Raw genomic sequence first — 15435 nt, 5'->3', positions numbered from 1 at the left:
ACACCCCTACACCCCTACACCCTTACACCCTTACACCCTTAGTTTTTGACTAATGACTAATTATTTCCAATCGTCCCAATTTTGGTTGAAAATCGAGGTGTCGGGGAAGGCAGTGGGGTTCCCATTTCTCTCCAACAACTGTTTGAGGAGTTGTAATCGCGGTTCTGGTAAAGGCAATTTTTCCACAAGTTGGTAAGGTGCAACGCCATTTTTCAGAGCAAAAGCTGCTGTCGTTCCCGCCGCTGCACCCGCAGACCATTCAAAAGAGTGAACCCTGTATGCTGCAGCGGCGATGTGACTGGTTCCGATGCTTTTACCACCTACGAGTAAATTGTCGATTTTTTGGGGAATCATCGCCCTGAGTGCAATTTGGAAAGGATAAGCTTGCCCAGCACCACGTCTTTCGCCTGCACGATCTGTATTTCCAGGCGTTTCTGGAGGGCTTTTGGTCATGCAAGGATGGAAATCTATGGCATAGTGACCGATACCCACAGCATCAGGGAAAATAGTGGAACGAGTCCGCCGCGCTACCTTGTCTGGACTGACCTGCCCTGAAAGGACTGATGCTGCTTCTAAACCTCCTAATGCAGCTTTGAGGCGGCGATACGTATCTGGCGGTAGTGTTTTGCGGTAGTACTCATCATCGTAGTTGCGACGAGAGATATCAATTTCCCAAATCGAAAAGCCTTCGGGTTGTCCCCAGCTTGGGCGTCCAATAATACGTCGTCCTTCCCGCATATATGGATGTTTCGACAAGCCATGCGCTGTCCCCATTGGGGAATCTAACCCTGATAAAAAGCGGTTATTTGGTTGTGGCTGCTTCACACCATTGCCCAATTGAGAATCTGTATTCCCGGCGGTTAACCAATAATAGTATCCCAACGAGATTTCCTCAGCTTTGCGTAAGGCTTCTTTGCGCAGCCCACCCATCCAGCCTCCTGGTTGCAATTGCCCAGCAGATTGTAACTGTTGACGATTGTAAATGAGGTTATCGGCAGAAGTTCCCGGACGGTAATCATTGCCCCAAGTCCAGTTTTGCATTGAGATGTCCCCTGGAGTGGGACCTGTAAACTTGACACCACCAAATTCCATTGGTTGTCCTTTCGTGGGACTCCAAATACGACGGTAGGTGAAAACCAAGGGAAAGCTTGCTAGCCGCTTCAATTCATAGCTATAATATGGAGCATATTGTGGATAAAATGCGGGCATTGTTTGTGTTTGCGGGTTATCAGTCGCCTCCATTGCAAAGGTGTAAGTAAAGCCCTGAGTACAATAGGAATCGTTTTGAGTACTGGAAGAAGAAGGTTCTAAGTAAGAACGAGCATCAATGCCCAGTCGATAGGGAACATCTGCAAGGGCGATAATTTCCCCTGTTTCTGAAGTGTCTACAACATACCAGTTAGGGGCATTACTGCCAGCTTTACTTTTGGTTTGCTTGGGGACGAGGCGAACAATAGTTTTGGCAAACCGAGACGAGTTTTGGTAGGTATAAGCGTCTTCGATGGTTTGAGATAAAGGAAAAGTGTTGAGGGGTGGTGCGCCTTGGACTGGTTGATGTTGAATGGCGATCGCACTACTAATAAGCTTCCCATCGCTACTATATTCCAACTCCTTAATGACCGTGTTTGGGAACCATTGCAACTTTCCTTTGCCTTTTTTTTCGGCATCTTTGAGCATCGAAGTCAAAATTTCATGACCATCGCGCGGAAGAAAACACGAGTCACTGACCCAGCAGTTACCAGGGTTAATATTACCACGGTATTTGTTCTCAATACGCTTTCGCAGTTCTAAGTAACCACGAGAGTAAAAGAGTTTGCGACGTTGGGTTGGTCGTTCATCAAGTGCAGCAGTTCCTTGCGAAGAGATTTGTCCTCCCAGCCAATCAGTAATTTCAGTCAAGCACACTGTTTGCCCTGCCAGTATTGCCTCATAAGCTGTGGCGACACCAGAAAGTCCTCCACCCACAACCAGAATGTCACAGTTGACTGTTTTGTCTGGTGTTCTAGGTGGTGCAGCAACGACAGCGTATGGTACGAGAAAAGAGAAAAGAGTAAGTATAGATAGCGATCGCTTCATTCTTAACAAGATCCGTTCAACTCCTAAATCACCTTTTAGAGCATTTTTCCCAAATTTCCTGGCGACTTTTTTCTGCGACAAGAAGAATCAAACAAATGCATTTGCCTTAAGTGCATAAAAATCAAGAGTCACCCATATGAAATATCAGAAGCGGTTTCAATCACTTCCGCCACACAAACAAAAAAGGGAAACTGGAATAATGAACACCAAAATTTTACTTGAACAATGCAAAAGAATAAATTTATCACAGAGTAGGCGCTTCACCACCCTCTGAGGTAGACCATTTGTGTTGTGTTGTTGTGCCCGCTTTTCGCGGGCTTTTTTTTATTGCGATGTCGCGCATTCCTGTAATATCATGTCCAGATGAACACTTATAAAAAACCAAGAACCTCAACCGCTTGCGCTACCCTCTTCGTAGGTTCGCACAGGGTTGGGGTGAGGTGAGACCAGTGCGAATGACGGCTCTCCAACGCCAGATGCTCTACTTGGGGAGACCCCAAGACCGCACTGGCTCCTCCGTAGGCAACTGGCGTTAGACCGGAGGGCGTGCCGCAGGCATACCCGGAGGGTAACGCAGCAACGAGAAGTCATTCAGCTGAGTTCTTGCATCATGACGAGTCAATAGTGTTTAAATATACTTATAGATAATTTCTAGTCCATTTTAATGGACTTTGCCTGTAAGCGGCGGGACTTACAGTCCTAGGCGAACGAGAACGGAGTGAAACAAAATGTAACAAATTTGACTATTTTTGACCTGGTGCAAGATGTAAGTTAGTGGACTTGATATTAGAAGGATAGGCATACCCATCATTGCGATGAGTTGTGCAGTACTTATGCGCAAATAGGTAATCATCAGCAGATGATATCACGCTCCTGACTCAGGCATCATGCACCAAGGCAATGGGCTTCATAACAACTACTCAATTTCTCTAAAAGATAGTCGAGCTGTTGGTGCTTTTGGATCTTTACTTGCAAAAGCGCAATATGCGTTTGGATTCACTTTTCCATAATCCCTGAGGAAGTTCAAACAACTAGAGCGATCGCTAAAAGTAGTTACATAAACAACAAATAAATGCTTGTCAACCAGATTTGGATAATCTGGTATCCAAAACACACCAGTTTGAGAATAACCTGCCGCCTGCAAAGTTTTCGTTTGCTTAACAGCATTTTGTAAATGTGGGAAGCTAGAGTCTGCGATGAAATGAAATGAACTGGGCAAAGCACCACTGTTTATATTTTGTTGTTTATTAGTTTGTACTATTTGAGAACTGGCAGATACAGAAGGAGATAATGTAGAAGGGGCATCTAACCCTTGTGGTTTTGTGACTAACCCAGATGAGAGTTCTTTATTATACACTGTTGGTTGACGAAAATTTGTTAACAATAGAGCAAGAATTATGGATGTACCGAATAATGTACCTATCATAAAAATGCTGCCAAGAAATATACTGTTGTGTCTTCTGTTTTGAGCCGCAGATCTTAGAGTTGTAGGAACAGTCTGGGCAGGTGGTTGAGTACGCTTAGCCACATATGATGGAAGAGAACTTGCAATACTTTGTAGAGCATATATCATTGCTCTGGCGCTGGGGTAGCGTTCCCTAACATTATTCCGAATTGCCTTATCTAAGACTGCTGCTAAACTTGGACTAACTCCATCCCGCTGCCAGATACTCTCTCCAGTGTATAAGTCTGTTGTCATCTGTTGCGGCAATTGTCCTGTGAGCAAATAAATCGCTGTTAGTCCTAAACTATATAGATCACTGGCAAAAACTGGACGCCCTGCTGCTTGTTCATTAGGCATAAACCCTGGTGTACCAACAATAATTGAACTGCTGACAGTTCCTTCAGGATTCATCACTGTCCCCATCGTTTCTCGCACGGCACCAAAATCAATCAACACTGGTTTGCGATCTGATGAGCGCATAATAATGTTATCCGGTTTTATATCGCGATGAATGAGACCTTTGTCATGGACATATTCCAGCACATCCAACAAGCTGATCAAAATCGAGACAACCTCACTTTCGCTTAAACATCCATTTTCTTGGACTTTCTGAAAGAGGGTTTGTCCGTCGATCCATTCCTGTACTAAATAGAATTGTCCAAACTTTTGAAAGTAAGCGTACAGAGTGGGAATTTGATGACTAGCTGCTCCTAGATCCTCTAAAATGGTAGCTTCCCGTCGAAATCGCTTTTGCACCACTTCCTCAATCAGAGGATTGTCGTTCACTGGTTTGAGTTGTTTAATCACACAACGGCGTGCCGAGGGCATTTGGGTGTCTTCTGCTAAGAATGTGTCGCAAAACCCACCTGACCCGAGTACGCTGATGATATGATAACGCTCGCTGAGTAATGGTGGTATCGTTCTTTTTTCTTGATTCATATTAATTTTTGTGTTTTCTAAATGATTGACAAGACAGAATCGTAATTTCTACAAATCGAGTTTTTTATAATGTACAATCTATGACTTTTGTCAAGTTATTACTGAAGATAATTTACTTTTCACATAAAGTTGCCACTTGCAGAATATCACAAGAAATTCCTATTTTGATAAACTGTTAAATTTCATCTAAAATTCAAATTTTAAATTGGGAATAAGTATTTTTAAAATTTTGATAAAGAAAAATAAAGTAGGAAAAGTAGGAAGAAAAAAGGAAAACAATAAAAATCTATATATCCCTATCTAAATTATTTGTTTTGAGAGTTATTTCACTCAATTATAATGCGTCTTTATGAATTAGCAAAATTTATCTAAAAAAAGTGCCAAAATAGTGATGCTTTTAGCGGGATTGAAAGCTCAATAAACATGTGCATCAAACCACGAAAAAGTAAAAGAACGGAAATCATATAGCTTGAGGTTAAGCTGATGCTTCAGGAAGATTTAGTTATCAGTAGTAGCCATGACTCACGGCTTGTAACGCTTTCAATTGTCATTGCAGTTCTTGCATCATACACTGCTCTTGATTTAGCTGGGCGAGTCACGGCAGCCAAGACATCGGCGAGAATGGCTTGGCTAATTGGCGGCGGGATTGTGATGGGAATCGGTATCTGGTCGATGCACTTTGTCGCCATGCTTGCCTTCAGTTTGCCGATACCGATGTATTACGATATGTGGACTGTGGTGGTGTCAATAGTGCCTGCCATCATCGCCTCGCTTGGCGCACTTTTTCTTGCCAGTCGCCGAGTGTTGAGCATCTGGCAATTGCTTATTGGCGGTACGCTTATGGGTATTGGTATTGCGTCGATGCACTACATTGGAATGTACGCGATGCGAATGGAAGCAAGCACCGAGTATAACCCACCGCTGTTTGTGCTTTCTGTGGTGATCGCCATTGGTGCGTCGATTATAGCACTATGGATTGCATTTCAATTACGCATGCAGACGAGTACAACTGTGGGGTGGACAAAGCTTGGCAGTGCACTCGTCATGGGAGGGGCAATTGCTGGGATGCACTATACAGGGATGGCTGCGGCTAATTTTCAAGCTACAAATCTACAAGCATTCACGAATTCCCAAGCAATAACTAACTCCCTCACCTGGCTGGCTATTGGTATTGGTGTCGCCACTGTTGTTATCTTGGGTTTTGCGTTGCTGACTTCGTTTGTTGATCAGCGTTTGGCAGCCTCAGCGAAGCTTTTGGAACAGCAAGAAGTTGAAACCATACGTTCCCAGCAATTTATAGAAATTACCCTAGGTATTCGGCGATCGCTTCATATAGATGATGTTCTAAATACAACCGTCAATGAAATTCGTCAAGCATTAACAACAGATCGTGTTGTGATTTATCGCTTCAATTCTGACTGGAGTGGTACTATCATCGCTGAGTCAGTCGCAGAAGGTTTGGTGAAAACTTTAGGACAAAAAGTCAATGATCCTTTTCGGCAAGATTACATTGAATTGTACAAAAGTGGTAAAGTTCGAGCCACTAACAACATTTATAAAGCGGGTTATACAGATTGTCATAAAAAGATTCTAGAAAATTTTCAAATCAAGGCAAATTTAGTTGCACCTATTTTAAAGAATTATCAGCTCACAGGGTTATTATGTGCCCATCAATGCTCCGAACCTCGAAAATGGCAAAATTCTGAAGTTGATTTATTTGGACAATTAGCAATTCAAGTCGGAATCGCCCTAGAACAAGCCAGTCTTTTTGATGAACTTCAACAGGCGCAAAAAGTGCTGCGACTTCGTGATCGGGCAATTGCAGCAGCTAGTAACGCCATCTTTATTACCGATTCGCACCAAAGCGACAATCCGATCATTTTTTGCAATCCTGCTTTTGAAACAATCACAGGTTATTCACAAGAAGATGTGCTTGGGTGCAACTACCGCTTTTTACTGGGAACCGACACAGATCAAACGATTGTTGAACAAATACGCGACGCTATGCGTGATTCGAGTGAATGCCAGGTTACTCTCAAGAGTTACCGCAAAGATAGTACCCCATTTTGGTGTGAATTAACAGTTTCTCCAGTGCGAGACGCATTTGGACGAGTCACAAATTTTATTGGCGTGCTATCTGACATTACTTTACGCAAGCAGGCGGAAGAAGGATTTCGGCACACTAAAGAAGTTCTCCAAAGGCAGCTTTTAGAACTTATGACTGATGTCAAACAAGCAACTCATGGTGATTTAACCGTTCGAGCTAAAATTTCAGTTGGTGAAATTGGTGTAGTTGCTGAGTTTTTAAATACTATTATCGACAGTTTCCAGCAGATTGTAACTCAAGCCAAAACAGCTGCTGACCAAGTGAATGTTTCTATCGGGCAAAACTCTAGTGCTATCCAACAATTAACAGATCAAGCACTCACACAGGTTGACGAGATTAGCCACACTCTTGAACAAATAGATAACATGACTGTGTCGATCCAAACAGTCGCAGAGAGTGCTCGCCAAGCAACAGAAGTTATTGACGAGACTTATAATAAAGCACAGACGACTGCAAAAGCAATGGATTTTACGCTCGACACTATTTGGAATTTACAACAAATCGTTGTGGAAACAGCCAACAGAGTCAAGTGTGTGAGCGAAAATTCTCAAAAAATTTCCTCCCTTGTATCCTTGATGAAGCAAAATGATATGCAAGCCAATTTGTTAGCCATCAATGCTGGTGTTGAGGCTGCGTGGATGAGTCATGCAAATCGAATGTTTATCACAGTAGCGGAAGAAATTGCTCAATTGGTTGCGAAGTCTGCTGAAGTGAGCACAGAAATTTCACAAATTTTCGAGAACATCCAATCTGAAACCAGGGAAGTTGTCAAAGCCATAGAACAAGGAACAACTCAGATGGTGGGCGGAGTAAAAGTTGTTGAAAATGCCAAGCTTGACCTAAATGAAATTATAGAGGTGTCTCGCCAGATTAATTCTTTGATAGAGTTAATCTTTACAGAAACAGTTTCTCAGACAAAAATCTCTCAAACAGTTGTGTCGTCCGTAAAAGAGGTTGCTGAAGCTTGTGAACGTAGTGCCGATTCCTCTGGTATAGTGTCTCATTCTCTGCAGCAAACACAAGAAGTAGCGCTAGAATTACAAGATTCAGTCAGTGTCTTCAAAACAGGGTTAAGCGCATGATACTCATTGAATCTAAAATTAATCGAACATATGTGCAAGAACGTCTACTAACGACTTTATTAGGAGGAATTCCTAATATTGCCTTAGGAGGACTGTTAAGAAATTTGGTATATCGGAGTCTTTTCGCTCGGTTAGGTAAATCAGTTAACATCCAGCATTGTGTTGAACTTCTGGGCAGTTCTTGTATAGAAATTGGCGATCAAGTACGTTTAGCAAAAGATGTTCAGATCAATGCATCGGGAGATCCAAAAAATAGAGTGTCTTTGGCAAATCGGGTGAAACTCCAACGTGGAGTTGATATTCGCTCACTCCACAATACACGTATCACAATTGATGAGGATACATACATAGGTCCTTACGTCTGTATTGCAGGTCCTGGAGACATTAAAATTGGTAAGGCTTGTTTAATTGCACCTCACTCAGGAATATTTGCTAACAATCATATTTTTGCCGATCCCACTCAACGAATTGGAGATCAAGGGGTGACTCGCAAAGGAATTGTAATTTCCGATGACTGTTGGCTGGGGCATAACGTGACAGTCTTAGATGGAGTCACCATTGGTAAAGGAAGCATTATTGGTGCAGGCTCAGTTGTGAGCAAAGATATTCCCCCCTATTCTATTGCGGTGGGTGCACCAGCACGAGTCATCAAAAGTCGTTTAGAAGAAAGTAGCTATGGGACGGTACAGGAAGCAGCCTAAGCTCAAACAGGAGAGCCATTGGTGTCAACTTAACGTTCAAACCTTTATCTTACGTTGATTTGACCCCACACCTTAATCCCCTCACGCCAGGTGCTACAACGGGGGGAACCCCCCTCCGGGTTCGCCAGTCGCCTGGCTGTCGGGAAACCCTCCCGCAGCGCTGGACTCACCGCAACGCACTGGCTCCCCTTCATAAGGGGAGGTTTTGGCGTTAGACAAAATTGGGGTGGGGTGAAGCGAGAATTGTGGGTAAGCATAAAGAACTTTACATCAACTCTTGAGAAAGATGCAATACTTATAATATTTTTAGTACCGCTCGCTTGTGCTGGTAAGCACATTACCGCAAAAGGAGATATTTTGATGAATTTAAAGGCAGTTGTAGAGCTGTTTCAAGAAACATTCCAACAATGGAGTAAGGATAAAGCGTCGCGTTTAGCCGCAGCACTATCTTATTACACAATCTTTTCTATTGCCCCATTACTGATTATTGTAATTGCGATCGCCGGTGCGGTCTTTGGAGAAGCAGCGGCACAGGGCGCAATTGTAGGGCAACTTCAAGGTTTAGTCGGCAAACCTAGCGCACAAGTTATCCAGACAGCCATTCAAAATGCCAGCCAGCCGAAAGCGGGAACTATCGCTTCCATCATCAGTGTAATAGTCCTGCTGTTTGGTGCGACTGGTTTATTTACCGAGTTGCAAGATGCCCTAAATACGATTTGGGAAGTGCAGCCAAAACCCGGACGCGTTATGAAAAACATGGTTCGCCAACGCGTTACCTCGTTTGCGATGGTGCTAGCCATTGGTTTTTTATTGCTCGTGTCACTTGTGATTAGTGGGGTTTTAGCAGCGCTAGTTGGTTACTTTAAAAATATCGTACCTGGTGTCGATTTTATTTGGCAGTTTGTCAACTTCATTGTTGGTTTTGCCATCACTACATTGCTATTCGGACTTATTTTCAAAGTCCTGCCAGATGTTAAAATTACTTGGAGTGATGTTTTGACCGGAGCTGCCCTCACCGCATTTTTGTTTTCTATTGGCAGGTATCTTTTGGGACAGTATTTGGGTAATGGCAGTTTTGGATCAGCCTACGGTGCTGCTGGCTCTGTGGTAATTATCCTGGCTTGGGTTAATTATGCTGCCCAGATTCTCTTTTTTGGTGCTGAATTTACTCAGGTTTATGCGAGAAAGTATGGTTCCCGCATTGTTCCTGATAAACATGCCGTTCCTCTGACTGAAAATGCTCGTCTTAATCAAGGGATGAAACCAAACAATAGGAATGAACGAACACAAAAGAGAAAACACTCTGGTGATGACTCTAACTAATAGCAATTCCAAAAATGTTTGTGACAGATACTGCATTTAACCCGCTAGTCGTAGTCAGTCAGGGAAGTAACTACCTCGCTCAGTGAGTTGAGCCAAGAGTTGAATAACCTTGGTTCACAAATTCTTCAAGTTAATTGGAAGAAGGAATTTGGAAGTCGGAATTTGAAAGTAAAAAGAACTTTATGTATGGCTTTTAGCTCTTACTGTTTTACGTTTTTCAATGTTTACCTACTTATCAATGTGAATGTGGAGCAAAGTCTTTATTCTACTTATAAATGAAATCGTTCCAATAAATCAGAAAAAAACTTCAAAAAAAACCTCTAGTTTTCTCTAGAGGGTTTAGTCGTAATTGAGAAGAGAAATGCTGGAGAAGCATAGCAATTTTATTTTGCCTGATAGTTAGCTATATACCCACATCCAGAAGGAATAGAATTTAAAAAGATAATTTTTATACTTATAAATAAGAAAACCCTGAATTGTTGGAGTTATACTCTACACAGAGATTACTCTACAAATACCAGCTTGTATTTTTACCAGGGTAAACAATAGTACTACTGCCTAAAGATATATATTTTATATATGTGACAGTGTACACATCAAACAAGTCAATCTTATGAGCCTTTAACTAGCGCAAGAAACAGCTAGGAACATATGAAAGAAACACCATCCCCTATCAGTTACCAGTTATCAGTTATCAGTTATCAGTCGTCAGTTATCAGTTACCAGTTTTCACTGCGATGCACTGAGCTTGTCGAAGTGTTCCCTGTGTTTGTTAAGAGTAAGAGCAAACTTTTGATAAAAGTCTGATACATACTCTTTATGAGTTCCCGCGTTCTTTGTACAATATGACGGTTGTACCCTGTGGCGGACTGTGATTGAGCGTTATACCTTGCCCGAGATGGGCAATCTCTGGACAGAAGCATATAAACTAAAAACTTGGCTGCAAGTAGAAATTGCTGTTTGTGAAGCGCAGGCTGAGTTGGGTTATATTCCAACTGAAGCAGTTGAAGAAATTAAGGCAAAGGCGAATTTTGATCCAAAGCGAGTATTGGAAATTGAAGCTGAAGTCCGCCACGATGTCGTTGCTTTCTTGACAAATGTCAATGAATATGTAGGTGATGTGGGGCGTTACATCCACTTGGGTTTAACCAGTTCTGATGTGCTGGATACGGCTTTAGCACTGCAACTTGTTGCGAGTCTGGATGTGTTGATGCAACGCCTAGAAGATTTGATTGAAGTGATTCGTCAAAAGGCAAAAGAACATCGCACGACGGTGATGATTGGACGTTCCCACGGTATTCACGCTGAACCTATCACTTTTGGTTTTAAGCTGGCTGGGTGGTTAGCAGAAGTGTTGCGACACCAAGAACGTTTGAAAATTTTGCGTGAAACAATTGCTGTGGGTAAGATGTCTGGTGCGGTGGGAACTTATGCGAATATTGAACCTCGCGTGGAGGCGATCGCCTGCCAAAAACTTGGACTCAAACCCGATGCAGCATCAACACAGGTGATTTCGCGCGATCGCCACGCCGACTTTGTCCAACAATTAGCCTTACTAGCCGCATCCATAGAACGCTTCGCCGTCGAAATTCGCAACCTTCAAAGAACAGACGTTCTAGAAGTCGAAGAATTCTTTTCCAAAGGGCAAAAAGGCTCCTCAGCAATGCCCCACAAACGCAACCCCATTCGTTCAGAAAGACTCACAGGAATGGCGAGATTAGTTCGCTCTCATGCTGGTGCTGCTTTGGAAAATATTGCACTATGGCATGAGAGAGACATTTCTCATAGTTCTGTAGAACGAGTGATTTTTCCAGACAGTTGTATTTTGACTCACTTCATGTTGAAGGAAATAACTGAACTGGTGAAAAACCTGCTGGTTTATCCCGAAAACATGGAGCGGAATTTGTACTGTTACGGTGGCGTCGTCTTTAGCCAGAAAGTACTATTAGCACTCGTAGACAAAGGAATGAGCCGTGAAGAAGCTTACGCAATTGTGCAACAAAATGCTCACACCGTTTGGAACAAAGCAGACGGCAATTTCCACGACTTGATTGTCAAAGACTCTCGCGTCACCCAAAAGTTGTCGCCAGCAGAAATTGAGACGTGTTTTGATCCACAGCAGCATTTAAGACATTTAGAGCAAGTTTACCAAAGACTGGGAATTTAGTCTTAGTACGGGGTGCGTTACGCTTTGCTAACGCACCTACTTCTGATGTAACAAAACACTGGCTTAGTGTTAGATTTCAACTAACCTCAAAACTGAAACTAAAAATCCACTCATCAGTATCAAACCGAGTATATACAAGATTTGGGTGGTACGTTGAGCCTTAACTAAGATTTCCTGGTAGGAAAGTTGATAATTTCTGTGGTTGCCCTAAAGCAGCATGGACATCAAGGGACAATTCATGTCGTTTCCCGTCATGGGTTACTTCCCCACCGTCATAAACCAGATGTGACTCATGATCGCTTCCATCCACAAACAGCGCCTCAAACTCGTGCTTTAGTTCGCAAAATCCGTGAGGAAGTTCAAGCACTAGCAGCTCAAAATCAGGACTGGCGGACAGTCATAGACTCACTGCGTCCAGTCACTCAACATTTATGGCAAACGCTGTCTGTTGATGAACAGCGTCGATTTTTACGTCACCTTCGTTCCTATTGGGATATCCATCGTCATCGAATTGCGCCAGAGATAGCAGATGTAGTGGATGAATTACGGAACTCCAGCAAACTAGTCGTACATGCTGGTCGTATTGCGTCCTATCATGAAGTGACTGATGGTGTCGATGTGACAATCCACAAACGGCATACCAAAGACAGTGTTGTGTTACGAGTGAGTCGGGTGCTCAACTGTACTGGACCAACTTCCAACTATGAGAAATTGCAACATCCTCTGGTAGACAATCTATGGCAACAACGACTCCTTTGCCCCCACACGTTGGGATTTGGCATCAAAACGGCTGAGAATGGAGCACTTTTAGATCACAAAGACGCACCTTCCAAATGGCTCTACACGCTTGGTCCACCTCGTATTGGCGACCTTTGGGAGACTATGGGAGTACCTATGATTCGAGTACAGGCGAATGCCTTAGCTCAAGAGTTTCTAGAGCAACTAGAAACTGAGGGTTTTAAGCTGTTGGACATTTAAGTTGCATCTTGTCTAAAAGTAAAACCCTTGTGGAGTGGGCATCTTGTCCACCCTGATTATGCAAATTAAAAGTACATTAGCTTAATACAGTTTTCTCGTTCCTTCCCTCAGGCAAGGAATGCATAACTTGAGACTCTACTTCAATATAATCATTGGGAGCCAGAGCCTCCTTTGATGCATTCCCATGCAGAGCATAGGAACGAGAGAATCATCTGTGTTAATCTGTGTGCATCTGTGGTTTGAAATTTCAAATATCGTTATGACTTTTGCCAAAAATCTCATCTATTACGTTAATGGAAAATATATCTCATCAGACCAAGCTTCCCTACCACTGAATGATTTAGGAATTGTCCGAGGATATGGAGTCTTTGATTATCTACGCACTTACAACGGAATACCATTTAAACTACAAGAACACGTTCAAAGGCTGCAAAAATCAGCAGAATTAATCGGTCTAAGTTTGCCGTGCTCAACTGAAGAGCTAGAAGCAATTACTCAAGAAACACTTAGACATAATAATCTCCCAGAATCTAACATTCGCATTGTCGTAACTGGTGGTTCTTCAGCTGACTTTATTACTCCTCCTGAACAACCTAGCTTAGTGGTTATTGTCACTCCTGTTACCCAATACTCAGCCCAATATTATGAACAAGGAGTTAAAGTTATCACTGTGCAAATGGAGCGATTTATTCCTCAAGCAAAAACTCTGAATTATATTTCTGCAATTATGGCACTACAACAAGCAAAACGTGCCAATGCTATTGATGCACTATATGTTAATCAGCAGAGTCATGTCTTGGAAGGAACGACGACAAATTTCTTTATTTTTCGAGACTCTCAATTGATTACATCACAAGAAAATGTTCTTCATGGTATCACAAGAAAAGTTGTCTTGGAACTTGCAATAAAGAAATTAAAGGTAGTTGAGCGACCTATTTCTTACAGCGAATTGAAGGATTGTGATGAAGCTTTTATCACATCTTCAAATAAAGAGATTATGCCTGTAGTTCAAATTGACGACCTACAGATATCTCATGGAAAACCAGGAGAAAATACTCAACTTCTCATGCATTTGTTTCAAGATTATACTAGAGGTTTGTAGTCAACGCTAAAGCGTTGACAGCGCTGACTACAAACTAAGTCCAGTACAAAATCTTCGCATTGGGAAAGCGCCGTCCAATCTCACTCTCAAAAAAGCGCTTCATAGCCTTCATCGTGTCAGTATCATAGACATACTTCGTACCGCCAAACTTATTTCGCTTAACACTACGTTTGTCTTCGTCCATGTCTAGTTTGGAATGAGGATACCACGTTTGCAATACCTCTTTTGATCCAGGTGTAAAGCGGTGCGATATGAGTTCAAAAGTCAAATCACAATCAAAATCTAGCGCTTCGCTAATCTGGTCAAACAGACGACCGTAATGTATCTGCCAATCATCTATATGCATAATAGGCGCAATAACCAAACCTACCGGATACCCGCCACCACCTTGTTCTTGTGGAAGCGCTAACCGCCGTAACGCCATCAGCCGTGATGATACAGACGCTGTACCACCTTCAAAGCGACCAGAAACAGGCGCAGCGTTAACACTTATTCGGCAGCGTGTATGACCATTGTGTGGCAAATTGAGTAAGTCATCCACAGCATCAAACTTCGACACCCATCGTAGATGCGCGTCATCACGAGTACCAAAGTAGCGGATACATTGGGCAAGGCTTCCTGTCAAATGCTCGATACCTAAAGGGTCTGTGTAACAACTTACCTCAAAACTTGTTGACTTCCCTGGTTGCTCGTAAGCTGCCAAGTTCTCCAAGATTTGCGGTAAATTGGCAAACACGCGAATGACTGGTGGGCCTTGCAAGCTCCCTGCTAGGTAGCAATATTGACAGTGTGCTGGACAGCCTTCGGCAAGATGAAACTGCCAGTCAGCCGATGGAGGGATAGGGCTAAGTTTCATGGAACTGGGTGGAGCCGTCACAACTGCGAGAGTGCGTTTGGCAATATCATAAGTGTCGCGTTCAGATTCTCCACGCAAACCTGTCAAGCGATTTCGCGCTAACTCTTCAACAGGTAAGTTGAGAGACTCCACGCGTGCTAATATCTGCTTTCCCCACGGTTCAGATAGGGCAGCTGGTGTAAACAACACCCGCTCCGGCATCCATAATTTTGATTGTCGCAAAGGTGTATTTGGTGTCAGAACTTGGTCTGCAATCATTTATTTATCTTGCTAATTCTTCTTAATAAATGTAAGGCTTGAGCGTTATCAAGAGCAGGTGAAGTGCATTAATTCTTTACGTCGTATAATTCTATTGTAGAATCTTGAAAAATAACTCCGTACCCACTGTATGGAGTAGTTTCTGCCCAAGTAGAGGTAGTAATTTTCTGTTGCAATTGTTGCTGACTCTAACTAATGTTCCTGCCAAGGTGATGGCACCGTGAAGAATAGCTCTTCTATTGATTCTATTTTATAACATAGTGTTTATTTACTATTCACCTATTGCTGAGTCTGAATTGTTTCAGCTTCAACCAACTTGGGATGACGTTTTTAACACAATTATAACCCAATACGGTTCAGTTAAGGCTGAAAACGTTATTGAGGACACGAAAAGAAGGAGCT

9 protein-coding genes are annotated in these 15435 nt (G+C 42.7%); 6 read left to right on the top strand and 3 right to left on the bottom strand.

Annotation, left to right across the window (positions count from 1 at the left end; all coding sequences use genetic code 11):
- Positions 1-60: 60 nt before the first annotated feature.
- Positions 61-2076: an FAD-dependent oxidoreductase gene (locus DP116_RS18655; RefSeq protein ID WP_169156596.1), complete on the bottom strand. Its 2016-nt coding sequence runs from the start codon at positions 2074-2076 to the stop codon at positions 61-63.
- Between the two features lie 916 nt (positions 2077-2992).
- Positions 2993-4459, bottom strand: coding sequence for a serine/threonine-protein kinase (locus DP116_RS18650; RefSeq protein ID WP_211173373.1), 1467 nt, complete (start codon positions 4457-4459; stop codon positions 2993-2995).
- Positions 4460-4942: 483 nt separating this feature from the next.
- Here DP116_RS18650 and DP116_RS18645 point away from each other — a divergent pair, with 483 nt between their 5' ends.
- The 6 genes from DP116_RS18645 to DP116_RS18620 all read left to right on the top strand — a co-directional run bounded on the left by DP116_RS18645 (position 4943) and on the right by DP116_RS18620 (position 13919).
- A complete protein-coding gene (locus tag DP116_RS18645) occupies positions 4943-7648 on the top strand; it encodes an MHYT domain-containing protein (protein ID WP_169156593.1) in 2706 nt (901 codons plus the stop codon).
- On the top strand, positions 7645-8349 hold the full coding sequence (locus tag DP116_RS18640) for an acyltransferase (RefSeq protein ID WP_169156592.1): 705 nt from the start codon (positions 7645-7647) through the stop codon (positions 8347-8349). Before DP116_RS18645 ends, DP116_RS18640 begins: the two co-directional genes overlap by 4 nt.
- A gap of 360 nt (positions 8350-8709) precedes the next feature.
- A complete protein-coding gene (locus tag DP116_RS18635; protein ID WP_169156594.1) occupies positions 8710-9672 on the top strand; it encodes a YihY/virulence factor BrkB family protein in 963 nt (320 codons plus the stop codon).
- Between the two features lie 871 nt (positions 9673-10543).
- Entirely contained in the window at positions 10544-11839 is a 1296-nt protein-coding gene (gene purB / locus DP116_RS18630; protein WP_169156591.1) for an adenylosuccinate lyase, read from the top strand.
- A gap of 198 nt (positions 11840-12037) precedes the next feature.
- Positions 12038-12817, top strand: coding sequence for an FAD/NAD(P)-binding protein (locus DP116_RS18625; protein WP_169156590.1), 780 nt, complete (start codon positions 12038-12040; stop codon positions 12815-12817).
- Positions 12818-13076: 259 nt separating this feature from the next.
- Positions 13077-13919, top strand: a complete 843-nt coding sequence (locus tag DP116_RS18620; RefSeq protein WP_169156589.1) for an aminotransferase class IV — start codon at positions 13077-13079, stop codon at positions 13917-13919.
- A 34-nt stretch (positions 13920-13953) separates the two neighbouring features.
- Here DP116_RS18620 and DP116_RS18615 read toward each other — a convergent pair whose 3' ends face one another.
- Positions 13954-15033, bottom strand: a complete 1080-nt coding sequence (locus tag DP116_RS18615) for a spore photoproduct lyase family protein (RefSeq protein ID WP_169156588.1) — start codon at positions 15031-15033, stop codon at positions 13954-13956.
- Positions 15034-15435 lie beyond the last annotated feature (402 nt).

Source organism: Brasilonema bromeliae SPC951, assembly GCF_012912135.1.
Lineage (GTDB): Bacteria > Cyanobacteriota > Cyanobacteriia > Cyanobacteriales > Nostocaceae > Brasilonema > Brasilonema bromeliae.
The sequence above is the reverse complement of the archived record's forward strand: the minus strand, read 5'-3'. Positions and strand labels throughout refer to the sequence as shown.